The 21,986-nt window shown below is 65.4% G+C and carries 21 protein-coding genes; 13 read left to right on the forward strand and 8 right to left on the reverse strand.

The window, feature by feature from the left end; genetic code table 11:
• Positions 1-120 precede the first annotated feature (120 nt).
• Complete coding sequence (gene ade, locus AC1DRP_RS12990) at positions 121-1,821, reverse strand: adenine deaminase (protein WP_441507630.1); 1,701 nt, start codon at positions 1,819-1,821, stop codon at positions 121-123.
• A 123-nt stretch (positions 1,822-1,944) separates the two neighbouring features.
• On the opposite strand from ade, the gene AC1DRP_RS12995 reads away from it, so the two are divergent.
• The 4 genes from AC1DRP_RS12995 to AC1DRP_RS13010 all read left to right on the forward strand — a co-directional run bounded on the left by AC1DRP_RS12995 (position 1,945) and on the right by AC1DRP_RS13010 (position 5,108).
• Positions 1,945-2,643: a metal-dependent hydrolase gene (locus tag AC1DRP_RS12995; protein ID WP_476768659.1), complete on the forward strand. Its 699-nt coding sequence runs from the start codon at positions 1,945-1,947 to the stop codon at positions 2,641-2,643.
• A gap of 200 nt (positions 2,644-2,843) precedes the next feature.
• Positions 2,844-3,131, forward strand: a complete 288-nt coding sequence (gene gatC / locus AC1DRP_RS13000; RefSeq protein WP_113512524.1) for an Asp-tRNA(Asn)/Glu-tRNA(Gln) amidotransferase subunit GatC — start codon at positions 2,844-2,846, stop codon at positions 3,129-3,131.
• An 86-nt stretch (positions 3,132-3,217) separates the two neighbouring features.
• Complete coding sequence (gene gatA / locus AC1DRP_RS13005; protein WP_476768660.1) at positions 3,218-4,732, forward strand: Asp-tRNA(Asn)/Glu-tRNA(Gln) amidotransferase subunit GatA; 1,515 nt, start codon at positions 3,218-3,220, stop codon at positions 4,730-4,732.
• 169 nt (positions 4,733-4,901) lie between these two features.
• On the forward strand, positions 4,902-5,108 hold the full coding sequence (locus AC1DRP_RS13010) for a hypothetical protein (RefSeq protein ID WP_441507633.1): 207 nt from the start codon (positions 4,902-4,904) through the stop codon (positions 5,106-5,108).
• A 56-nt stretch (positions 5,109-5,164) separates the two neighbouring features.
• Here the strand turns inward: AC1DRP_RS13010 and AC1DRP_RS13015 are convergent, their stop codons facing one another.
• Positions 5,165-8,359 (reverse strand): efflux RND transporter permease subunit, encoded by a 3,195-nt coding sequence (locus AC1DRP_RS13015; RefSeq protein WP_441507634.1) that lies wholly within the window; start codon positions 8,357-8,359, stop codon positions 5,165-5,167.
• A 72-nt stretch (positions 8,360-8,431) separates the two neighbouring features.
• Positions 8,432-9,589 carry an efflux RND transporter periplasmic adaptor subunit gene (locus AC1DRP_RS13020; protein ID WP_441507635.1) on the reverse strand — a complete coding sequence of 386 codons (1,158 nt, stop codon included), beginning with the start codon at positions 9,587-9,589 and terminating at the stop codon, positions 8,432-8,434.
• Between the two features lie 228 nt (positions 9,590-9,817).
• Here AC1DRP_RS13020 and gatB point away from each other — a divergent pair, with 228 nt between their 5' ends.
• The 4 genes from gatB to AC1DRP_RS13040 all read left to right on the forward strand — a co-directional run bounded on the left by gatB (position 9,818) and on the right by AC1DRP_RS13040 (position 13,266).
• Entirely contained in the window at positions 9,818-11,299 is a 1,482-nt protein-coding gene (gene gatB, locus AC1DRP_RS13025) for an Asp-tRNA(Asn)/Glu-tRNA(Gln) amidotransferase subunit GatB (protein WP_476768661.1), read from the forward strand.
• Positions 11,296-11,802, forward strand: coding sequence for a GNAT family N-acetyltransferase (locus AC1DRP_RS13030; RefSeq protein WP_441491730.1), 507 nt, complete (start codon positions 11,296-11,298; stop codon positions 11,800-11,802). The genes gatB and AC1DRP_RS13030 overlap by 4 nt, the downstream gene beginning before the upstream one ends.
• 120 nt (positions 11,803-11,922) lie before the next feature.
• Positions 11,923-12,411: a GNAT family N-acetyltransferase gene (locus AC1DRP_RS13035; protein ID WP_441491729.1), complete on the forward strand. Its 489-nt coding sequence runs from the start codon at positions 11,923-11,925 to the stop codon at positions 12,409-12,411.
• Between the two features lie 147 nt (positions 12,412-12,558).
• Entirely contained in the window at positions 12,559-13,266 is a 708-nt protein-coding gene (locus AC1DRP_RS13040; protein WP_441507636.1) for a glutathione S-transferase N-terminal domain-containing protein, read from the forward strand.
• A 133-nt stretch (positions 13,267-13,399) separates the two neighbouring features.
• On the opposite strand, the gene AC1DRP_RS13045 is transcribed toward AC1DRP_RS13040, so the two are convergent.
• Positions 13,400-13,792, reverse strand: coding sequence for a DUF2147 domain-containing protein (locus AC1DRP_RS13045; RefSeq protein ID WP_476768662.1), 393 nt, complete (start codon positions 13,790-13,792; stop codon positions 13,400-13,402).
• Between the two features lie 224 nt (positions 13,793-14,016).
• Here AC1DRP_RS13045 and ndk point away from each other — a divergent pair, with 224 nt between their 5' ends.
• The gene (gene ndk / locus AC1DRP_RS13050) at positions 14,017-14,439 is read left to right on the forward strand and encodes a nucleoside-diphosphate kinase (RefSeq protein ID WP_441491726.1); all 423 of its coding nucleotides are present in this window, start codon (positions 14,017-14,019) and stop codon (positions 14,437-14,439) included.
• A 66-nt stretch (positions 14,440-14,505) separates the two neighbouring features.
• Here ndk and AC1DRP_RS13055 read toward each other — a convergent pair whose 3' ends face one another.
• The gene (locus AC1DRP_RS13055; RefSeq protein WP_441507638.1) at positions 14,506-15,324 is read right to left on the reverse strand and encodes a MipA/OmpV family protein; all 819 of its coding nucleotides are present in this window, start codon (positions 15,322-15,324) and stop codon (positions 14,506-14,508) included.
• Between the two features lie 139 nt (positions 15,325-15,463).
• Here AC1DRP_RS13055 and AC1DRP_RS13060 point away from each other — a divergent pair, with 139 nt between their 5' ends.
• A complete protein-coding gene (locus AC1DRP_RS13060; RefSeq protein ID WP_476768663.1) occupies positions 15,464-17,551 on the forward strand; it encodes a molybdopterin-containing oxidoreductase family protein in 2,088 nt (695 codons plus the stop codon).
• A 111-nt stretch (positions 17,552-17,662) separates the two neighbouring features.
• On the forward strand, positions 17,663-18,025 hold the full coding sequence (locus AC1DRP_RS13065; RefSeq protein WP_441507640.1) for a hypothetical protein: 363 nt from the start codon (positions 17,663-17,665) through the stop codon (positions 18,023-18,025).
• Here the strand turns inward: AC1DRP_RS13065 and AC1DRP_RS13070 are convergent.
• Positions 18,009-18,731 carry a glutathione S-transferase family protein gene (locus tag AC1DRP_RS13070; RefSeq protein ID WP_441507641.1) on the reverse strand — a complete coding sequence of 241 codons (723 nt, stop codon included), beginning with the start codon at positions 18,729-18,731 and terminating at the stop codon, positions 18,009-18,011. The two genes, AC1DRP_RS13065 and AC1DRP_RS13070, sit on opposite strands and share 17 nt — an antisense overlap.
• Positions 18,732-18,851: 120 nt before the next feature.
• Here AC1DRP_RS13070 and AC1DRP_RS13075 point away from each other — a divergent pair, with 120 nt between their 5' ends.
• On the forward strand, positions 18,852-19,631 hold the full coding sequence (locus tag AC1DRP_RS13075; RefSeq protein WP_441507642.1) for a helix-turn-helix transcriptional regulator: 780 nt from the start codon (positions 18,852-18,854) through the stop codon (positions 19,629-19,631).
• Here AC1DRP_RS13075 and purN read toward each other — a convergent pair.
• Both purN and purM read right to left on the reverse strand, forming a co-directional pair.
• Positions 19,562-20,125, reverse strand: coding sequence for a phosphoribosylglycinamide formyltransferase (gene purN, locus AC1DRP_RS13080; protein WP_441507672.1), 564 nt, complete (start codon positions 20,123-20,125; stop codon positions 19,562-19,564). The two genes, AC1DRP_RS13075 and purN, sit on opposite strands and share 70 nt — an antisense overlap.
• 53 nt (positions 20,126-20,178) lie before the next feature.
• Entirely contained in the window at positions 20,179-21,252 is a 1,074-nt protein-coding gene (gene purM / locus AC1DRP_RS13085; protein WP_441507643.1) for a phosphoribosylformylglycinamidine cyclo-ligase, read from the reverse strand.
• A 141-nt stretch (positions 21,253-21,393) separates the two neighbouring features.
• On the opposite strand from purM, the gene AC1DRP_RS13090 reads away from it, so the two are divergent.
• Positions 21,394-21,924, forward strand: coding sequence for a CDP-alcohol phosphatidyltransferase family protein (locus AC1DRP_RS13090; RefSeq protein ID WP_441507644.1), 531 nt, complete (start codon positions 21,394-21,396; stop codon positions 21,922-21,924).
• Positions 21,925-21,986 lie beyond the last annotated feature (62 nt).

The raw sequence follows: 21,986 nt of genomic DNA on the forward strand, positions 1-21,986 counted from the left end.
AGAGACAAAAGTCTATATCAACGAACCGGCTCGCATCCGGTCCGATGATCCGACTTTCTGTGTCGGCATCGGCCTGAAGTCCGCAATCCACTCTGCGGGCCGATGCCGTGAAGCTAGATCTCAGACGAAGTCGAACCGGTCGACATCGACCAGCCCCTTGTCGGTGATCTTCAGATGCGGGATCACCGGCAAGGTCAGGAAGGCGACCTGCAGGAACGGCTCGGCCAGCACGACGCCGAGCGCCCTCGCTTCCGTTCGCAAGCCCTCCAGGCCGTGCCGCACGACCTCGAAAGGCTGGTCGCTCATCAGGCCGGCAACCGGCAGCGCCAGCTCCGCCTTGACCACGCCACCATCCGCGACGGCGAACCCGCCGCCGATCTCGATCAGCCGGTTGGCGGCAGCCGCCATCGAGGCTTCGTCGACGCCGACGACGCAGAGATTATGGCTGTCATGGCCGACGGAAGAGGCGATGGCGCCGTGTTTCATGCCAAAGCCGTGGACGAAGCCGGTCGCGATGCCGTTCGTCTTGCCATGCCGTTCGATCACCGTGACCTTGACCGCGTCCTGCGTGAGATCGGGCAGGGCCTCTCCATCCCGGGCGGGCAGGGACATCGCCAGCCGCTCGGTGATGATGCGGCCCGGCACGACGCCGATGACGGGGGTGTCGCCGGACCGGGCCGCGACCTTGAAATCTCCCGGCTCCAGTCTGCGGCACCGGACACTGCCGAGGCCAACCGGCGGAATGGGCTTGCGATCCGCGAAGAGGGCCCCCTCGACGAGCCGGCCTCCCGCAAAGACAGACTTCACCTGGCAGGTCGCGAGATCATCCACGAGCACGATGTCGGCGCGCTTGCCGGGCCCGATGAAGCCGCGATCGAACAGGCCGAAATTCCGTGCAGCCGCGAGCGTCGCGACGCGATAGGTCGCAAGCACATCCGCCCCGGCGGCGATCGCAGTGCGGATCATGTAGTCGAGATGGCCTTCCTCGGCGATGTCGAGCGGGTTGCGATCATCAGTGCAGAACGCGAGGAAGGGCGAGGCGTCGCGGGTGATCAGCGGGATCAGGGCATGCAGGTCCTTCGACACCGAGCCCTCGCGGATCAGGATCGCCATGCCCTTGGCGAGTTTTTCGCGCGCCTCCTCGGCCGTGGTCGTTTCATGATCGGTGCGGATGCCGGCCGAGAGGTAGCCGTTCAGGTCCATTCCACGGACCAGCGGGGCGTGGCCATCGATATGCCGGTGAGAGAAGGCTTCGAGCTTGGCGAGGCAGCCGGGATCGCGGTGAAGCACGCCCGGGAAGTTCATGAACTCGGCGAGCCCGATCACCTTGGGATGGTCCATCAGCGGCGTCAGGTCGCCCGCCTCCAGTCGGGCCCCTGCTGTTTCCAGATGCGTCGCCGGCACACAGCTCGAGAGCTGCACGCGCAAATCCATGCGCATCGCCTCGGCGCAGCGCAGGAAATAGCTGATACCCTCGACGCCAAGGACATTGGCGATCTCGTGCGGGTCGCAGATCGCGGTCGTGACCCCGTGCGGCAGCACGCAGCGCTCGAACTCGAACGGCGTCACCAGCGACGATTCGACATGAAGATGCGTGTCGATGAAGCCGGGCACCGCGATCAGCCCCCGGGCATCAAAGCTCGCGATGCCCTCATAACGGCCATAGGTGCCGACGATCGTTCCACCGCAGAGCGCGATATCGGTCTCGACCAGGGCGCCGGTGACGAGATCGAACAGCCTGGCGCCGCGAATGACGAGATCGGCCGGCTCGTCGCCACGGCCCTGGGCAATGCGGCGGGAAAGGGTTGCGGCGTCGGTCATGGCGAGGGTTCCATTTGGTCCAGGCGTGGCAGCGTGCACGTCGCCCGATGCAAAGTCGACTTGGACGGCGCGCGTTGCCGGCCTAGATAGGCTGTCTTGCCCGTCAGCCTAAGGGGTTCCGCCATGAAGCTCACCTGGTTCGGCCATTCGGCCTTCCGCCTCGATCTCCCCGGCGCTTCGCTGTTGATCGATCCGTTCTTCACCGGCAATCCGGCCTTCGAGGGTAATGCCGCCGAGGCATCGAAGGGCGTCAGCCATATCGTGATCACCCATGGCCATGGCGACCATATCGGCGACACGCTTGCCATCGCCGAGGCCAATCACGCGACCGTCGTCACCAATTTCGACCTGTGCATGTACCTTGCCTCGAAGAGCCTGAAGAAGTTCGAGCCGATGAATACCGGCGGCACGGTCGATCTCGGCTCCTTCCAGACCACCCTGGTCAGGGCAGATCACTCGGCCGGCCTGGTCGAGGCCGGTGTCGCTTTCCCGCTCGGCAGCGCCAATGGCGTGGTCATCAAGGCCCCGGGCGAGAAGACGCTCTGGCATATGGGCGACAYCGACATCTTCCCGGGCATGGCGCTGATCAGCGAACTGAATGCCGTCGACATCTGCATCTGTCCGATCGGCGACCGCTTCACCATGGGCGCGAAGACCGCGGCGCTGGCCATGACCCGCTTCGTCAAGCCGAAGGTCGCGATCCCCTGCCATTACGGCTCCTTCCCGATCATCGCCCAGAATGCCGACGAGTTCGTCGCGGCGTTGAAGGGCAGCGATGTTCGGGCCCTCGTGCCCGGGAAGGGCGAGGCGGTCGAGATCTGACGCAAGGCCGCGTCATCCGGGATCGGCAACGAAGCGCGCTATTCCCGTCTCCATCCAGCTTCGGTCCATGACGATGGATCCCGGCGTTCTGGCCGGGATTCCGACGACCCGTCAGTATTGACTTATCCTTTTGCCGCCGACGCGCTATAGCGCGGGCAAATCAGTTTCGGCTTGTTCAGCCACAGTTTCAGGAGCCTGCCATGTCGGTCGATCTCGCCACCGTGAAGCGCGTCGCGCATCTGGCGCGCATTGCCGTGCCCGAGGCCGATCTGCCCAAGCTGCAAGGCGAGCTCAACGCCATTCTCGGCTTCGTCGAGCAGTTGGACGAGGTCGATGTCAGCGGCGTCGAGCCGATGACATCGGTCACGCCGATGGCGATGACGCAGCGCCAGGATGTCGTCACGGATGGCGAGATCGCCGATCGGATCGTCGCCAATGCGCCGGTCTCCGAGGACAATTTCTTCATGGTGCCGAAGGTGGTCGAATAGGCGCTGATCCGCCCGTTCTATCTCCCCGGAAGCGCCAGGCGCGCTCCGCGGGCTCCTCCCAGTTCAATTTGCCGGAAACCACTGACGTGACCGACCTGACCCGCCTGACGCTGACCGAGGCCCGCGACGGCCTCAAGGCAAAGACCTTTTCCGCGACTGACCTCGCCAAGGCGCATATCGCCGCCATCGAGAAGGCCCGCGCGCTCAACGCCTTCGTGCTGGAGACGCCGGACCACGCGCTGAAGCAGGCCGCGGCCTCCGATGCCAGGCTGGCGAAGGGCGAGGGCGGCCCGCTCGAAGGCCTGCCGCTCGGCATCAAGGACCTCTTCGCCACCGAGGGCGTGCGCACCACCGCCTGCTCGAAGATCCTTGGCGAGTTCGTGCCAGCCTATGAATCGACCGTGACGAGCCAGCTCTGGCGCGACGGCGCGGTGATGCTCGGCAAGCTCAACAATGACGAGTTCGCCATGGGCTCGTCGAACGAGACCAGCGCCTTCGGCAATGTCGTCAATCCCTGGCGCCGCAGCGGCTCGAATGTCGGAGCAGGTGGCTCCGGCGCAATCGAGGGCAACCATCTGGTTCCGGGCGGCTCGTCGGGCGGCTCGGCCGCCGCCGTCGCCGCCGACCTCTGCCTGGCCGCCACCGCGACGGATACCGGCGGCTCGATCCGCCAGCCGGCGGCCTTCACCGGGACAGTCGGCATCAAGCCGACCTATGGCCGCTGCTCACGCTGGGGCACGGTCGCTTTCGCTTCCTCGCTCGACCAGGCCGGTCCGATCGGCAAGACGGTGCGCGACAGCGCCGTGATGCTGCGCTCGATGGCCGGGTACGATGCCAAGGACACGACCTCCGCGAACCTCGCCGTGCCGGACTACGAGGCCGCGGTCGGCCGCTCGGTGAAGGGCATGAAGATCGGCATTCCCAAGGAATACCGGCTCGACGGCATGTCGCCCGAGATCGAGGCTCTCTGGCAGCAGGGCATCGCCTGGCTGAAGGCAGCCGGTGCCGAGATCGTCAACATCTCGCTGCCCCACACGAAATACGCTCTGCCCGCCTATTACATCGTCGCGCCGGCGGAAGCCTCCTCCAACCTCGCCCGCTATGACGGCGTGCGCTACGGCCTGCGCGTGCCGGGCCGCGACATCGTCGAGATGTACGAGAAGACCCGCGCCGAAGGCTTTGGCGCCGAGGTCAAGCGCCGCATCATGATCGGCACCTATGTGCTCTCGRCCGGCTATTACGACGCCTATTATCTCAAGGCCCAGAAGGTCCGCACGCTGATCAAGCGCGATTTCGAGTTGGCCTATGCCGACGGAATCGACGCCGTGCTGACGCCGGCGACGCCCTCGGCGGCCTTCGGCATCGGCGAGAAGGGCTCGTCTGATCCGGTCGAGATGTATCTCAACGACGTCTTCACGGTCACGGTGAACATGGCCGGCCTGCCGGGCATCGCGGTGCCCGCCGGACAGGATGCGCAGGGCCTGCCGCTTGGCCTGCAGCTGATCGGCCGCCCCTTCGACGAGGAGACGCTGTTCTCGCTCGGCCAGGTCATCGAGGACGCGGCTGGCCGCTTCACGGTTGGCGAGAAGTGGTGGGCGTAAGCGCCTGAGCGCGGCGCCAATCCCGGGAGCCTCCAGGCAGGAGCCCGGGATTCGTCACCTGGATCTTCGAAGTTTCCGGATCGTTTCCGGCTCTGCATCACCTTGCGGTTTGTCCGGCATGGCGCGGACAGATTTCCGCTGGACCATGCTTTGGGTCTAGGCTGGCGGCATGATCTTCAGCCGCGCCATCGCCTGGGCCTGTCTCACTTTCCTGCAAGGGGCGCTGGCCTTCGTCGCCGCGCTCCTGCTTCTCCTGATCATCGTGCAGCAGGTGAGGGGCGATGCCGGTGCGCAGCCCCTCGCGAACCTGATCGCGGCTGCGGTGGCGGCTGGCGTCGCCTTCGCGTGCCGGCTCCTGGCTCGAAAGTTCGCCTAAAAGAGAAACCCCGCCTTGCCGGATCGGCAAGGCGGGGTTTCGTTGTTCAGCAGGCTTCAGTGGGCTGCCGGATGGGCATCCTTGCCGGCGGTCGGCTCGCCCTTCTTCTTCCGGCTCAGCACAGAAGCGAGCCAGCGCACCACCACATAGAAGACCGGGGTGAACAGCAGGCCGAACAGCGTCACGCCGATCATGCCGGAGAACACCGCGACGCCGAGAACCTGGCGCATTTCGGCACCGGCACCGACGGAGATCGTCAGGGGCAGCACGCCAAGGATGAAGGCGAGCGACGTCATCAGGATCGGTCGCAACCGGGTCCTGGCCGCTGCGATCGCAGCCTCGCGCCGGCTCATACCCTCGTCCTCGGCCTGCTTGGCGAATTCGACGATCAGGATCGCGTTCTTCGCAGCAAGGCCGACGAGCACGACGAGACCGATATCGACGAGCACGTTGCGATCGAAGTCCTTGTAACCGACGCCGACCATCGCCGCGAGAATACACATCGGCACGATCAGGATGACGGCGAGCGGCAAGGTCCAGCTCTCGTACAGTGCCGCCAGCAGCAGGAAGACGAAGACGACGGCGAGGCCGAAGGCGATGATCGCAGTGTTGCCGGCAAGCTTCTCCTGCAATGCGATCTCGGTCCATTCGAAACCGAACCCGGCCGGCAGAACCTGCTGCGCGATCTTCTCCACCTCCGCGATGCCCTGGCCGGTCGAATAACCGCGCGCCATCGAAAGCTGGACCTCGGCCGCCGGATAGAGGTTGTAGCGCGGCACGCGATAGGCGCCGGTCGTGTCGGAGAAGGTCGCGACCGAGCCGATCGGCACCATCTCGCCGTCGACATTGCGCGTCTTCAACGCCGCGACGTCGCGGATGTCGAGCCGGTAGGGATTGTCGGCCTGCGCCGTCACCCGGAAGGTGCGGCCCAGGATATTGAAATCGTTGACATAGGCCGACCCCATATAGACCGACAGGGTCTCGAACACCCGGGTCACGGGCACACCGAGCATTTCAGCCTTGGTCCGGTCGATATCGGCGTAGATCTGTGGCGTCCTGGTCGAGAACAGCGTGAACGGCTGCTGGATTCCCGGAGCCTGGCCCGCGGTTCCAGCCACTGCCCAGGTCGCGCCCTCAAGCGCCGGCAGGCCGCGCCCGCCGCGATCCTGGACATAGCCCTTGAGACCACCGCCGTTGCCGATTCCGGGAACGGCAGGAGGCTCGATCACCAGGGCGAAGGCCTCGCCGATCTGGCCCAGCTGGCTGCGCAGATCGTTGAGGATGCCCTGGGTCGTGAGGCCCGCCTTGGCCCTTTCCCTGAAGTCGGTGAGGGTGACGAAGGCGACGCCGGCATTGGGCGCCAGGGTGAAGGTTGCGCCATCAAGGCCGGCGAAGGCGACGATATGGGCGACGCCAGGCCGCGACAGCAGCATGTCGGTCGCCTTGCGGATGACCTCGTCGGTCCGCGGCAGCGACGAGCCCGGAGGCAGCTGCACGACGGCGATGAAGTAGCCGCGGTCGAGCTGCGGGACGAGGCCCGTCGGAATCGCCGCCAGGCGCTGGCCGGCGACCGCGATCAGGGCGGCATAGACCAGCAGCATCAGGACGCCGACGCGGATCAGGCGCGAGGTCGCCGCGCCGTATGCGCGCGAGAGCCAGTCGAAGGCCATGTTGAAATATTTGAAGAACCAACGCAGCGGCGCACCGATCGCCGCGAAGAAACCCTTCGGCTCCTCATGGCTGTGCGGCTTCAGCAGGATAGCCGACAGCGCCGGTGACAAGGTCAGCGAAACGAAGCACGAGATCGCCGTTGAGGCTGCGATCGTGACTGCGAACTGCTGGTAGAACGTGCCCTGCAGACCAGTGATGAAGGCGGTCGGGATGAACACGGCGCACAGCACGAGCGCAATCGCGAGCAGGGCGCCGCCGACCTCGTCCATGGTCTTGTGCGCTGCGTCCTTGGCGCTCATGCCTTGCGCCAGATAGCGCTCGACATTCTCGACCACGACGATCGCGTCGTCGACGACGATACCGATGGCCAGCACCAGCGCCAGCAGCGAGATCGTGTTGAAGGAGATACCGACCGCGCTCATCACCAGGAAGGTGCCGACCAGCGAAACCGGGATCGCGATGATCGGGATGATCGCCGCACGCCAGGTCTGCAGGAACAGGATCACGACGAAGACGACGAGCACGATCGCCTCGAGCAGCGTCGTCACCACGGCGGAGACGGATTCAGCGATGAACTCCGTCGGGTTGTAGACGATCTTGTACTCGACCCCGGCCGGGAAGTTCTTCGACAACCCGTCCATTGTCTTGATGAGCGCTTCGGATGCCGACAACGCATTCGAGCCCGGACGCTGGAACACGCCGATCGCGACGGCTTCCTTGTTGTCGAGATAGGAGTTCGACAGATAGTCCTGCGCGCCGAGCTCGACGCGGGCCACGTCGCGGACGCGGATCGTGCCGCCATCCGCGTCCGAGCGGACGACGATGTTGTAGAACTCGTCGATGCTGGTGAGGCGTCCCTGCGTATTGACCGAAAGCTGGAAGGCGCCATCCGACTTCGCCGGCGGCTGGTTGATTGCTCCGGCGGCGACCTGGATGTTGGCGGCGCGGATCGCGGCGATGACATCCCCGGCCGTCAGATTGCGCGCCGCGACCTTGGCGGGATCGAGCCAGACACGCATCGAGTAGTCGCGCGCGCCGAAGACCTGCACGTCGCCGACGCCTTCGACGCGGGTCAGCACGTCCTTCACGTTCAGCGTCGTGTAATTCGAGACGTATTGCTGGTCGCGCGAGCCGTCGGGCGACAGCATGTGGATGACCATCAGGAAGTCGGGCGAGGCCTTGCGGACCTGCAGGCCGAGCGTACGGACGTCCTGCGGCAGGCGCGGTTCGGCCGCCGAGACCCGGTTCTGCACCAGCACCTGCGCCTGGTCGACATCCGTGCCGGCCTTGAAGACGACGCTGATCGTAACACGCCCGTCACCGGTCGATTGCGACGAGATATAGAGCATATCGTCGACGCCGTTGACCTCCTGCTCGATCGGCGCTGCGACGGTCGAGGCGACGACCTCGGCCGATGCGCCCGGATAGGTCGCGGTGATCGTGACGGTCGGCGGCGCGATCTCGGGATATTCCGCGATCGGCAGGCTGCGCTGCGCGATGGCGCCGGCGATCGTCAGCAGGATCGAGAGAACGGTCGCGAAGATCGGCCGGTCGATGAAGAAATGCGCAAAGCGGAACATGCTGGGGTCCTGGCCGGGAGGGCAGGGCGGGCGGCCGATGCCGTCCGCTTCCGGTGATGGCGGCGTAAGCCGTCAGTTGGTTGCGGCGACCTTGATCTCGCCGGCCTGCGGTGTGACGGTCGCGCCCGGCCGCACCATCGGGCTGGCGAGCCCGTTGATGATGACCTTGTCGTCCTTCTCCAGGCCCTTGGTGATCACGCGCAACCCGTCCGCGATCTGACCGAGCACCACCGGCTTGGGCACGACCTTGTTGTCGGCGCCGACCGTCAGCACGATCTTGCTGGCCTGGTCCGAGACGATGACGGCGTCGGGAACGAGCAATGCGTCGACCTGGCCGGCATAGATGCGCACGCGCCCAAAGGTGCCGGGCGTCAGGAACTGATCCTTGTTCTCGAATACGGCGCGGCTGCGAATCGTACCTGAGCGGGCATTGAAGGCGTTGTCGACGAAGTCGATCTTGCCCTGGCGCTTCCAGCTCGTCTCGTCGGCGAGCCTGACCTGTGCGGTCGGAGCGCTTTCACGGTTCGTCAGCCCGCGCTGTTCGCCGGCGAGCCTGGAATAGCGGAGGTAGTCGGCTTCCGACGTATCGAACACGAAATTGATCGGATCGGTAGCGACGATCGTCGTCAGCAGCGTCGCACCCGACTGGCCGCCCGCGACGAGGTTGCCCGCATCGACGCGCTTGTTCGAGATCCGGCCGGACAGGGGGGCGCGAACCTGCGTCCATTCCAGATTGAGCTCGGCGGTCTTGAGATTGGCCTCGGCCGCCTGCTGGGACGCGACGGCACCGTTCAAGTTGGCGCGGCGCTGGTCAATGTCGCGAACCGTGATCGTCCGGTTCTGCGTCAGAGCCTCGGCGCGCTCGACCTCGTTCTGGGCGAGCTCGACCTGGGCCTTGGCGCGCGCGACTTCAGCGCGTGCCGCATCGACGGCAAGCTGATACGGGCGCTGGTCGATTGTGAAGAGCAGATCGCCCTTGTTCACCCGATCGCCGTCGCGGAAATGGATGCTGTCGAGGAACCCGGAGACGCGGGCCCTGATCTCGACCTGCTCGCGCGCTTCGAAGCGGCCTGTGTACTCGTCCCAGTTGGTCACGCGCTTGGCGAGCGGCGCTGCAGTCTGGACCGGCGGAGCCGGTGGGGCGCCCTGGGCGAGGGCCGTGGCGGCGGACGTCGCGAGCAGCACCGCGAAGGTGGCAAGAGTCCGACCCGTTGAGCGGCGGATTCGCATGGAAAAACTCCGGATAGCGGGGCCGGCGCAACCACTCTCGGTTTCCGGGCCGCGCGCAAGAAAGGTTGCGTGCTGACGATTGTCAAGTTCCGTCACTCGACAGCACCGTCGAATGACGACAGATTAGCAACATTCCGGCCAGGGGGTGACAGGATGGCAACAGACGCTTGCCGCCCGGGCGCCAAGGTTCTACCGAAGACGCGACCTGACCAGAGTTGGAAGACCGATATGAACGCGCATGCCCGCCCTGCCGACCCGAAGAAGCTGATCAAGGGTGCAACCGGCGATTGGGAAATCATCATCGGCATGGAAATCCATGCCCAGGTCACCTCCAACGCGAAACTTTTCTCAGGCGCCTCCACCGCCTTCGGGGGCGAGCCGAACGAGCATGTCAGCCTAGTCGACGCGGCCATGCCCGGCATGCTGCCGGTGATCAATGCCGAATGCGTGMGTCAGGCAGTTCGTACCGGCCTAGGGTTGAACGCGCGCATCAACAACCGGTCCGTGTTCGATCGCAAGAACTATTTTTATCCCGACCTGCCGCAGGGCTACCAGATCAGCCAGTACAAGAGCCCGATCGTCGGCGAAGGTGAGATCGTCGTCGATCTCTCGCCGACCGAGCAGATCAGCGTCGGCATCGAGCGCCTCCATCTGGAGCAGGATGCCGGCAAGTCGATCCATGATCAGCATCCGACGATGAGCTTCGTCGATCTCAACCGCTCCGGCGTCGCGCTGATGGAGATCGTCTCGCGCCCCGACCTGCGCTCGGCCGACGAGGCCAAGGCCTTTGTCACCAAGCTGCGCACCATCCTGCGCTATCTCGGCACCTGCGATGGTGACATGGAGAAGGGCAACCTGCGCGCTGACGTCAACGTCTCGGTGCGCCGCCCCGGCGAGCCCCTCGGCACGCGCTGCGAGATCAAGAACGTCAACTCGATCCGCTTCATCGGCCAGGCGGTCGATGTCGAGGCGCGCCGCCAGGTCGGCATCCTCGAGGATGGCGGCAAGATCGACCAGGAAACGCGGCTCTATGATCCCGGCAAGGGCGAGACCCGTTCGATGCGTTCCAAGGAGGAGGCGCATGATTATCGCTATTTCCCGGACCCGGACCTGCTGCCGCTCGAATTCGACGATGCCTTCGTCGAACATCTGAAGGCAGCGCTGCCGGAACTGCCCGACGCCAAGAAGGCGCGCTTCATCGCCGAATACGGCCTGACGCCCTATGATGCCTCCGTGCTCGTCGCCGAGCGCGAGCAAGCGGATTACTTCGAGGCTGTCGCCAAGGGCCGCGACGGCAAGGCCGCCGCCAACTGGGTGATCAACGAGTTGTTCGGCCGCCTGAACAAGGAAGGCAAGGATGTGACCGCCTCGCCGGTCTCTGCCGCCCAGCTCGGCGGCCTCGTCGATCTGCTTGGCGAGAGCGTCATTTCGGGCAAGATCGCCAAGGATCTGTTCGAGATACTCTGGTCCGAAGGGGGCGATCCGCGCGAGATCGTAGAGACGCGCGGCATGAAGCAGGTGACCGACACTGGAGCGATCGAGAAGGCGGTCGACGAGATCATCGCCGGCAATCCCGACAAGGTCGAGCAGGTCAAGCTGAAGCCGACCATGCTTGGCTGGTTCGTCGGCCAGGCCATGAAGGCGTCGGGCGGAAAGGCCAATCCGCAGGCGCTGAACGAGATCCTGAAGAAGAAGCTGGGTATCGAGTGACGCCAGACAGGCTCATCATCCGCGACGCGGTTGCGGCCGATCTCCCGGCCGTCCGCTCGCTGTTGGTCGAGACCTGGCATGCGACCTATGACGGCATTTATGGCTGGCAGCGTGTCGCCGAGATCACCAATGCCTGGCATTCGCTGGAGAATCTGAGCGCCCAGCTCGGTCGCGACGGCGAAGCCTTTCTCGTTGCTCTGGTCGATGACCAGATCGTTGCGACCTCGTCCGCCCGCCGCGAGCGCGACCGGGCGGCGCTGCTGACGCGGCTCTATGTCCTGCCGACCTATCAGGGCGTCGGGATCGGCCGCACCCTGCTGCACGTCACGCTCGCCCATTTCCCCCTGGCGCCGGTTGCGCGCCTGGAAGTCGAGCTGCAGAACGAGCCCGCGATCGCATTCTACGAGCGGATGGGCTTCTTCCTGCAGCGCTCGGCCCGCTTCGACGGCCGCGATGACACGCCCAACACCTTGCTGATGGCAAAGCGCCTGTTTGCCGAGTGACGGCAGCCGGCGGAGCCCGTCAGCGTGCCGCATGGGCCGGCATGCCGAGTTCCGTTTCAGAAAGGGCTTTGCTAACACCGCGCCAACCGCGGGGCTGTCCAGCGGTCCGGAGGCCTGGCCATGAGCAAGAGCAAGATCGATCCGTCCGAGATTTCCATTCGCCAGGCCCGGCGCGACGATGTCCAGCGTGTCGCCAGCCTGATCGTGCTTGGCTCCGCGACACAGGAAGTGACGGAACAGGACGCCGCAGCTGAAGCCGCGCACCCGGACTATGAGCGGGCCTTCGACGAGGTTCTGGCGAGTCCCGACACCACACTTTTCGTCGCCGAGCGCGCCGGAGAGGTCGTCGGCACCTTCCAGGTCACGCTCATTCCGGGTTTCGCCGCACGAGGGCGCAAGCGTGCGAAGTTCGAGAGTGTCCACGTTGCGCCGGAAACGCGGGGAATGGGGATCGGCGCAGTGATGATGACCCACGGGCTCGCCTTCGCAAAGGAGAAGGGAGCGGGGCTGGTCGAGCTGACCTCGCACAAGGCTCGCACCGACGCCCATCGCTTCTATCGCAATCTTGGCTTCGACCAGAGCCACGAAGGCTTCAAGAAGCCGGTCTGAAGGCCGCAGAGCCGTCCAGGCCGATCGCGGGCGGCTTACCATGCCCGGACATGACCAACCTGCTTGCCAAGCAGGTCGGCAACCCTACCGACGGCCTGCCGGGCGGCCTACATCAGATCCCGGCTCAATCGCGACAGGAAAGCTGTGATGCTCGCACGTTCGTCAAAGCCGATCGATCTCTACTACTGGCCGACGCCCAACGGCTGGAAAATCACCATCATGCTCGAGGAGTGCGGGCTCCCTTACAACCTCATCCCCGTGAATATCGGCAAGGGCGATCAGTTCAAGCCCGACTTCCTGGAGATCTCGCCGAATAATCGCATGCCGGCGATCGTCGATCATGATGGGCCCGGCGGAGAGCCGATCTCGGTCTTCGAGTCCGGTGCGATCCTGCAATATCTCGGCCGCAAGACCGGACAATACTACCCTGCCGATGAGCGTGGCCGCGTCGCGGTCGATGAATGGCTGTTCTGGCAGATGGGCGGTTTTGGGCCGATGCTCGGCCAGACCCATCATTTCCGCATCTACGCGCCCGAGAAGCTGCCTTACGCCATCGATCGCTACACCAACGAGGCCAACCGGCTCTATGGCGTGCTCAATCGCCGTCTCGAGGGCCGCGACTATATCTGCGGCGCTTACTCGATTGCCGACATGGCCTGCATCGGCTGGGCCAGAGGCTGGGAGAAGCAAGGGCAGGACATCAGGCAGTTCCCGAATGTCGGGCGCTGGCTGGAAACGATGCAGGCCCGCCCGGCCGTGCAGCGCGGCCTCGCGATCGGCGCTGAACTGCGCAATCCGGCCGGCATCAGCACGCCGGAAGAGAAGGCCGTTCTGTTCGGGCAGCGGGCCCGCTGAGCTGATCCATTGGCGATGGTCGACCTTGGGTTGACCGTCACCCTCCCGCCACGCTCGGCGCGCGCCGGGCTGGCGGCCCAGATGCCGGTTGCTGACGGCGCAGTTGACCGGACAGCGCCCTAAGCTCGTCGCGTCAGTTCGCCCGAGTCCATTTCACCGAGCGGCAGATGATACCGCCGAGCACGCAGCCCGAGGTGGTCAGCGCATCTCCGGACAAGGACATCGTGCCGGAATAGGTCTTGCCATCCTCCGGATTGAAGGCGCTGCCGCTCCATTTGCCGGCGCCGGTCGGCTTCATGTCGTAGAAGATGCGCTGGCCGACCTTGGCGGGGCCGTTCGTGTCCTTCAGCCAGGCCAGTGTGCCGCACATCGCCTCGCCGCATTTGGCAAAGCGCACCCGCGAGGCCCCGCTATCGCGCAGCCAGGTGCCGCTGACATCCAGTGCCAGGGCGGAGCCGGTGCCGGCGAGTGCCAGCGTCGCGAATCCGAGCAGAGCGGCCCTGGCCGAGGTCTTGTGAAAGCGCATGCGATCCTCCCGTTTCGACCAGCTATGGCTGCATGGTTCAGATATGAACTATATCCGAGCCGGCTTTCGCTTCAAGCTGGAGACGCGTCGGGCTTGATGGACGGCTCCCGCCGGACCGACACGGAGCAGGACAGGCAAACGAAGCCGGCCGGGCAGCCTTGTAGGGCGGGGAGGCGGCAGCTATAAGCCGCCGCATTCTCCAGATTGTCCCTAAGGAACCAACGATGGCTGTCCAGCGTACCTTTTCCATTCTCAAGCCCGACGCGACGCGGCGCAACCTGACCGGCGCGGTCAACGCGGTGATCGAGAAGGCTGGCCTGCGCATCGTCGCGCAGAAGCGCATTCAGATGACCAAGGGCCAGGCCGAGACCTTCTATGCCGTCCACAAGGAACGGCCCTTCTTCGGCGAGCTGGTCGAGTTCATGACGTCCGGCCCGGTCGTCGTTCAGGTCCTGGAAGGCGAGAACGCCATCGCCACCTATCGCGACGTGATGGGCGCCACCAACCCGGCGAATGCCGCCGAGGGCACGATCCGCAAGCTCTTCGCCGAGTCGGTTGGTGAGAACACCGCTCACGGTTCGGATGCGCCGGAGACCGCCGCCATCGAGATCGCGCAGTTCTTCGCCGGCAACGAGATCGTCGGCTGACGCGGCGCGACTGCTGATCGTCTTCGAACGGCGGAGCCAGTGGCTCCGCCGTTTTCGTTCGGGGAACTATTTGAAGCCGAGATCGAAGGCGTAGCTGGCGGAGACGCCGACAGTCAGCGAATCCCGTGAGCCGAACGGCTTGACGATCGGCGATCTGGTCGCATCGCCGACGAGGTGCTTGTATTCGAGATAGGCAGTCGTCTGCAGCTTCTCGGACCAGTTATAGGTCACCTGCGCGATCGCGCCGATCGAGTTGATCCCAGCATTGTAACGCTGCAGCAGGCCGCCTCTGCCCGCGTAATTGCCGCCGAAATAGGTCCGGACATAGTCGGCCCCGACGACGCTCATGCGCGGGCCGGCGCCGATCGTCCAGGCCCCGATCTTCTGGAAGGCGTCGATCTTGAATTCGGCGACAAGCGCGTCATGCGTGATCACGCCGCGGCGCAGGTCGACGCGGCCGCGCAGCCAGGAGGTCGGGTAGAATTCGACAAAACCGCCGAGCTCGGCGCCGAACTTGACGTCCGGCATGCCGATCAGCGCAGGGTTGGTGCTCGCCTTGCGCTCCCAGAGCAGGTTGCCGGAGAAGCCGACGCGCCAGGCCTTGCCGGAGAAGAATCCGATGCTGATCGCATCGTCTTCCGATGACCACCAGGTGCTCTTGGTGCCACGCGCCAGGTTCACGATCGCCCGCGGCCGGAAGACATAGTCGTTCGAACCGGAATAGTCYGGCGTGTAGCGCAGGCCGCCTCCCAGGGTCAGGTGCCAGTTCTGGACGGATTCGGGGGAGGTGAGGGTGGTGTAATCGCTGGACTGGGCTTGAGCTGAGCCGGCAGGCGACAGGCAGAGACTGGCCGCAAGGCCGGTCAGAAACGCAACGCAACGCATTATCGAACTCCGGCGCAACGGCGCCTTGGCAAGCGGAAGTTCCGACAATCTGAAGCGTTATCGTTAATCCCGGGTTGACGCCGCCGGCATTGACCGCAAAAGCCCGGCGCGTCACCAGTAGCGGGCTGAAGGATCATCCATGACCGAACTGCCCCGCATCACGCATCTGCCGTCAGTCTGCCCGCATGACTGCCCATCGGCCTGTTCGCTGGAAGTCGAGGTGATCGACGGGCGCAGCATCGGGCGGGTGCGCGGCAGCAAGCGCCAGAGCTACACCGACGGCGTGATCTGCGCGAAGGTGGCGCGGTATTCCGAGCGCATCCATCATCCGGACCGGCTGCTGCACCCCTTGCGCCGCACCGGACCGAAGGGCTCCGGGCAGTTCGAGCGTATCTCCTGGGATGAGGCGCTGGACGAAACCGCACGCCGCTTCCTCGCGATCGAGGCCGAGCACGGCGCCGACGCCGTCTGGCCCTATTACTATGCCGGCACGATGGGGCTGGTGATGCGTGACGGCATCAACCGGCTGCGCAACGTCAAGCGCTACTCCGGCCAGTATTCGACGATCTGCACCACGATGGCCTGGACCGGGTTCATCGCCGGCACGGGCCGGCTCGCCGGTCCCGATCCGCGCGAGATGGCGAAATCGGACTGCGTAGTGATCTGGGGCACGAACGCCGTGCACACCCAGGTCAATGTCATGCATCACGCGATCRAGGCGCGGAAGGAGCGCGGCGCCAAGATCGTCGCCATCGACATCTACCACAACCCGACGCTGGCCCAGGCCGATCTCGCGTTGGTGCTGCGCCCGGGTACCGATGGCGCGCTCGCCTGCGCCGTCATGCATGTCCTCTTCCGCGACGGCCATGCCGACCGCGACTATCTCGCGCGCTACACTGATGCGCCCGCCGAACTCGAGGAGCATCTCGCCAGCCGCACGCCGGAATGGGCGGCTGCGATCACCGGACTCGACGTCGCCGCGATCGAGGAATTCGCGACCCTGGTCGGCACCCGCAAACGCAGCTTCTTTCGCCTCGGCTATGGCTTCGCACGCCAGCGCAACGGTGCGGTGAACATGCATGCGGCGCTCTGCGTCCCGACGGTGACAGGCGCCTGGCAGTACGAAGGCGGCGGCGCCTTTCATTCGAACAGCGGCATCTACCAGTGGCGCAAGAGCCTGATCGAAGGGCTGGATGTCCGGGATCCCCGCATCCGCCAGCTCGACCAGTCGCAGATCGGCAGGGTTTTGACTGGCGACGCCGAGGCCTTGCGCCAGGGCGGGCCCGTGAAGGCGCTCTTCATCCAGAACACCAATCCCGTCTCGGTTGCGCCCGAGCAGGAACTGGTCAAGCAGGGCTTTGCCCGCGACGACCTGTTCACGGTCGTGCACKAGCAGTTCATGACCGAGACCGCAGCCATGGCCGACATCGTGCTGCCGGCGACGCAGTTCATGGAGCATGACGACCTCTACCAGGGCGGCGGGCATCAGCACATCATGTGGGGCGGCAAGCTCGTCGAGCCGCCTGGCGAGTGCCGCTCGAACCACGAGGTGATCTGTGCGCTTGCCGAGCGCCTGGGCGCCGAACATCGCGGGTTCGCGATGACGCCGCGCGAGATCGTCGACTGGACGCTGCGCGAGACCGGCCGCGGCACGCTGGACGAGCTGATCGCGGCTGATTTCCACGACATCCAGCCGGGGTTCGATCGCGCGCATTACGTCGACGGTTTCGGCTATCGCGACGGCAAGTTCCGCTTCAAGCCGGACTGGCCGAAGGTGCCCAACGCCAATGACGGCCCGGTCGGCCCCTACAGCCAGATGCCGGGTCTTCCCGATCATTGGGGCGTAATCGAGAACACGGACGAGACGCATCCCTTCCGCCTCGCGACCAGCCCCGCCCGCAGCTTCCTCAACTCGACCTTCACCGAGACACCAAGCTCGCAGAAGAAGGAGGGCGGACCGAGCTTGATGATGCATCCGCAGGACGCGGAAGGGCTCGGCATTTCCGATGGCGGCGAAGTCGTTATCGGCAACCGGCGCGGCAGCGTGCATCTGACGGCGAAGTTCTTCTCCGGCGTGGTGCGCGGCGTCGTCATTGCCGAATCGATCTGGCCGAATGCGGCGCACAAGCATGGGCGCGGCATCAACACCATCACCGGCGCCGATGCGGTCGCTCCCTTCGGCGGGGCCGCCTTCCACGACAACAAAGTGTGGATCAAGAAGGCGTGACTGATCGGCCACTTGACCTTTACGGAGGGCTGTGACCATTCCGCCGCGCGCGGGCGAGGCATGGATGATGCTTGCCCCGGCATGGGCATGTCTCGAAGGAACTGCGGAATCATGAAGATGCGGCGGATAGGTGCGGTCGTTCTGGCCGGTGGGTTCCTGATGATGGCTGCGGTTTCGGCCCAGGCCGCGAGCGGCACGAGCGCCTTGCCGCCGCCCGATCCGACCGCCAAGAACCTGACGCCCTACATGATCCAGCTTCGGGCCTTCGATGCCTGCCTGGTCACCCAGTCGCAGCTGATCGGCACGACGCGTGAAGCCGTCCACACGCCTTGCAGCTGCTATGCCAAGGGCACCGTCAACGCGATGACCAAGGACGAGATCCAGGCCTTCCGCGAAACCGGCTATTTCAACGACAGCGCCCGCGCCAAGGGCTACGATTTCATCGATCGCTGCAAGCTCAGGCGGCCGAGCTGATCAGCTTCCGGTCGGCGAAATAGCGCGCCCCGATCCGCGCCGCATAGGCGACGAGATTGGGGTGGCTTTCGATCAGGCCGCGTATCGGCGACTCGAAGAGCGTGCACAGCCCCGAGGCCAGGAAGGCGCCAAGCGTGGCGTCCGCGCCGCAAGGCTCGCTGCCCATCAGATAGGGCCGCTCGCCCAGAATCGCGGCGGCGGCTCCCAGCGCATGCCGGGCGAGTTCCGCCTGTTCAACCGGGCTGTGGCGCCCGGTGCCCTGGCCCTTGAGCGTGCGCTGCACCTGGCGTTTGACCATCGCGGCAACCAGCGGTCGCAACGGCGCCGGCACGACTCTGAAGAACTGAAGCGGCCCCCGGTTGAAATTGCTGTCATTGGCCCAGCGCTCGCTGACCACGAACCAGTAGAGATGATCCTCCAGCATCTTCTCGACGGCCCAGGCGATGCCGCGCTGTTCCGGCGTCAGGCCCTTGTCGAAGTCGATGCCGTATTTCCGCTCCAGATGCAGTCTGATGAAGGTGCTGTCGGCGACGATCTCGCCAGCGTCGATGATCAGCGGCAGCTTGCCCTTGGGCGCCCGCCTCATATTGCCGATCTTGCGCTCATGCGGGAGGCCGGACATCTGCAGGAGGATGTCCGCCTTCATGCAGAAAGGGCTCGGGTCCGGCAGGCCGAACCCGGGTCCGAAGACCTGTAGCGTGATCATGCGAAATCCTCCCATTGGCAGAGGCAAGGCGTTGGTTTTCTGCTGACAGACTGCTGACAACTCTTGTCAGCAGAGCTAGAGCATTCTCCTGCCCAACCTGATGCTTGGGAATTCCTCGTCATGCAACGTGCCGAACGTCTGCTCGATCTGATCCAGGGCCTGCGCCGACGTCGCAGGCCGGTGACGGCCGATACCCTCGCCGCCGAACTCGATGTCTCGGTGCGGACGATCTACCGCGATATCGGCGCATTGATGCGCCAGGGCGTGCCGGTGCGCGGCGAGGCCGGCATCGGCTATGTGCTTGACGCTGGCTTCGATCTGCCGCCGCTGATGCTCTCGCCGGACGAGATCGAGGCGGTTCTCGTCGGCATGCGCTGGCTTGGTGAGCGTGCCGACCCGGTGCTGGCACGCGCGGCGGAAGACGTCGTCAGCAAGGTCGCAGCCGTCCTGCCGCCGCATCTACGACCGATCCTGCTCGATGGCGCCCTGTTCGCGCCGGCCTATCGCTGCGACCAGCCGGTCGATCAGATCGATGCCGCCGGCATCAGGGCTGCGATCCGCCAGGGCCGCAAGCTCGCGATCCGGTATCGCGACGAGGCCGGTCAGGAGACCGACCGGATGATCTGGCCGATCGGCATGACATTCTACGAGCGGGTGCGGATCGTCATCGCCTGGTGCGAGCTGCGGCAGGCCTTCCGGCATTTTCGCACGGACCGCATCACCGATCTCGTCCCGCGCGAAGAGCGCTATCCGGCAAGACGGGCCGATCTGTTCCGTCGCTGGGAGAAGGAAGAGGAACAGGCGGCACAGGCCCGATCCTGCCCGATCGATCAGCCGCGCACGACCTCGCCCCCCGCCAGCGTGGCCCTGCCGGAGGCAACCTCCGCCAGCGCCCGCTGATAGAGCGCGTGTTCGACGCCGAGCACGCGGTGCGCCAGGGCATCCTCATCGTCGCCGGCGAGCACGGGAACCCGGGTCTGTGCGATCACCGGCCCGGCATCGAGCTCCGGCACGACGAAATGCACGCTGCAGCCATGCTCCCTGACCCCGGCTTCGAGAGCCTGGCGATGAGTATGCGTGCCCTTGAACAGGGGAAGCAGCGAGGGGTGGATATTGAGCAGCCGTCCTTCCCAGCGCCTGACGAACCAGGGCGTCAGGATGCGCATGAAGCCGGCGAGCGCGATGAGCTCGATCTGATTGACGCGCAGGACATCGTCCATGGCGCGCTCGAAAGCCTCACGATCCCGACCGAAGGAGCGGTGATCGACGGTTGCGACGGGCACCCCGGCAGCCGCAGCCCGGGCCAGGCCACCGGCCTCGGGCACGTTCGAGAGCACGAGAGCGATCTCGGCCGGATAGTCGCCGGCCTGCGCCGCCTCGATCAGCGCGGCCATGTTGGAACCGCGCCCCGAGATCAGGATCGCGGTGCGACGACGCGCCGGCTGAATCACAGGCTGAGCGTCCCGCGATAGCTCACCGGCTCTTCGCCGGCCGCGACCGGGACGATTTCGCCAAGCCGCACCGGCGCTTCGCCGGCGTCCCTCAGGGCGGCCTCGACCTCACCGGCCTTGCCGGCTTCAGCGGTGACGATCATGCCGATGCCGCAATTGAAGGTGCGAAGCATCTCGCGCTCGGCAACACCGCCGACCTTGGCAAGCCAGCCGAAGACCGGCGGAACCGGAATGGCCGCAAGATCGAGCGCAACGCCGAGCCCTTCGGGCAGCACGCGCGGAATATTGTCGGGGAAGCCGCCCCCGGTGATGTGGGCAAGCGCCTTGATGCCCGCCGTCGCCTTCAGCGCGGCCAGCAGCGGCTTTACATAGATGCGTGTCGGCACGAGCAGCGCTTCGGCGAGGCTGGTCTCAGGTGCGAAGGGGGCGGGAGCCTCCCAGCTCTGTCCCGACAGAGCGACAATGCGCCGGACCAGCGAGTAGCCGTTGGAATGGACGCCGGAGGAGGGCAGGCCGAAGACCACGTCGCCGGGCACGAGATCCGCACGCGGCAGCAGTGCCCCGCGCTCGGCGGCGCCGACCGCGAAGCCCGCGAGGTCATAATCCTTCTCGGCATACATGCCGGGCATCTCGGCAGTTTCGCCGCCGATCAGCGCGCAGCCGGCTTGCCGGCAGCCATCGGCGATGCCGCGCACGATCTCGACGCCGACCTGCGGATCGAGCTTGCCGGTAGCGTAATAGTCGAGGAAAAGCAGCGGCTCGGCGCCCTGCACGATCAGGTCGTTGACGCACATCGCGACGAGGTCGATGCCGATCGTCGAATGCCGCCCGCTTTCGATCGCGATCTTGACCTTCGTGCCGACGCCGTCATTGGCGGCGACCAGGATCGGGTCATTGAAGCCCGCAGCCTTCAGATCGAAGAGGCCGCCGAAGCCTCCGATCTCCGCATCGGCACCGGGGCGGCGCGTGGCACGCACCAGCGGCTTGATGGCATCGACCATCGCGTTGCCGGCATCGATGTCGACGCCCGCCTGCGCATAGGTCAGTCCGTTCGCTCCTGGCTTGCTCATGGTCCTCGGCTTCCATTCCGTTCGCGCGAGCGATAGGCAAGCCAGCCGCGCCTTGCAAGCCGCTATGACGGATTCGGCCTTGCCGGTGCACCGTTTCGGGCTCTAGCGTCGCACAGGACAGCGCTGCGAATCCGGAAGAGCATGACCCTTCCCAACCTCATCACCATCGGCCGGCTGTTTCTGGTGCCGCTCGTCGTGGTGATGATCACCAATGGACGCTGGGAGACGGCCTTCATCCTCTTCGTGGCGGCCGGCGTCTCGGACGCGGTCGATGGATTCATCGCCAAGCGCTTCGGCATGACCAGCGAGCTCGGCGCCTATCTCGACCCCGTCGCGGACAAGGCGTTGATCGTCTCGATCTACATCACGCTTGCGCTGGTCGGGGCTATCCCGGTCTGGCTGGTCGTCCTGGTGGTCTCGCGCGACCTGATGATCGTCTCCGCCGTGATCCTGTCCTGGGTGATGGAAAAACCCGTCGAGATCGCTCCTTTCGTGGTCAGCAAGCTCAACACGGCCGCACAGCTCATTTTCGCCGCGCTGATGCTCGGGAGCAAGGCCTTCGGGGTCGATCCCGGGCCGGCGATCGATGTCGGCCAGCTCCTGGTCGCCGTATTGACGCTGGGATCAATGGCGGCCTATCTCGCGTTCTGGCTGCGCCATATGGCGGCCTGACCTGCGGCGAGCGGGCGCGATTGCGTCCGTTTCAGTGCTGCGGCTTGGAACTTGCTTCGTGT

It is taken from the genome of Allobosea sp. 01N443, from assembly GCF_056399325.1.

Excerpts from the sequence above, each read along its gene's own strand:
- AC1DRP_RS13075 (WP_441507642.1), top strand. The coding sequence starts at position 18,852 with ATGCAACGTGCCGAACGTCTGCTCGATCTGATCCAGGGCCTGCGCCGA.
- AC1DRP_RS13035 (WP_441491729.1), top strand. The coding sequence starts at position 11,923 with ATGAGCAAGAGCAAGATCGATCCGTCCGAGATTTCCATTCGCCAGGCC.
- AC1DRP_RS13070 (WP_441507641.1), bottom strand. The coding sequence starts at position 18,731 with ATGATCACGCTACAGGTCTTCGGACCCGGGTTCGGCCTGCCGGACCCG.
- ade (WP_441507630.1), bottom strand. The coding sequence starts at position 1,821 with ATGACCGACGCCGCAACCCTTTCCCGCCGCATTGCCCAGGGCCGTGGC.
- purM (WP_441507643.1), bottom strand. The coding sequence starts at position 21,252 with ATGAGCAAGCCAGGAGCGAACGGACTGACCTATGCGCAGGCGGGCGTC.
- gatC (WP_113512524.1), top strand. The coding sequence starts at position 2,844 with ATGTCGGTCGATCTCGCCACCGTGAAGCGCGTCGCGCATCTGGCGCGC.
- ndk (WP_441491726.1), top strand. The coding sequence starts at position 14,017 with ATGGCTGTCCAGCGTACCTTTTCCATTCTCAAGCCCGACGCGACGCGG.
- AC1DRP_RS13010 (WP_441507633.1), top strand. The coding sequence starts at position 4,902 with ATGATCTTCAGCCGCGCCATCGCCTGGGCCTGTCTCACTTTCCTGCAA.
- AC1DRP_RS13090 (WP_441507644.1), top strand. The coding sequence starts at position 21,394 with ATGACCCTTCCCAACCTCATCACCATCGGCCGGCTGTTTCTGGTGCCG.
- AC1DRP_RS13045 (WP_476768662.1), bottom strand. The coding sequence starts at position 13,792 with ATGCGCTTTCACAAGACCTCGGCCAGGGCCGCTCTGCTCGGATTCGCG.
- AC1DRP_RS13040 (WP_441507636.1), top strand. The coding sequence starts at position 12,559 with ATGCTCGCACGTTCGTCAAAGCCGATCGATCTCTACTACTGGCCGACG.
- AC1DRP_RS13065 (WP_441507640.1), top strand. The coding sequence starts at position 17,663 with ATGAAGATGCGGCGGATAGGTGCGGTCGTTCTGGCCGGTGGGTTCCTG.
- AC1DRP_RS13020 (WP_441507635.1), bottom strand. The coding sequence starts at position 9,589 with ATGCGAATCCGCCGCTCAACGGGTCGGACTCTTGCCACCTTCGCGGTG.
- AC1DRP_RS13015 (WP_441507634.1), bottom strand. The coding sequence starts at position 8,359 with ATGTTCCGCTTTGCGCATTTCTTCATCGACCGGCCGATCTTCGCGACC.
- purN (WP_441507672.1), bottom strand. The coding sequence starts at position 20,125 with ATGGCCGCGCTGATCGAGGCGGCGCAGGCCGGCGACTATCCGGCCGAG.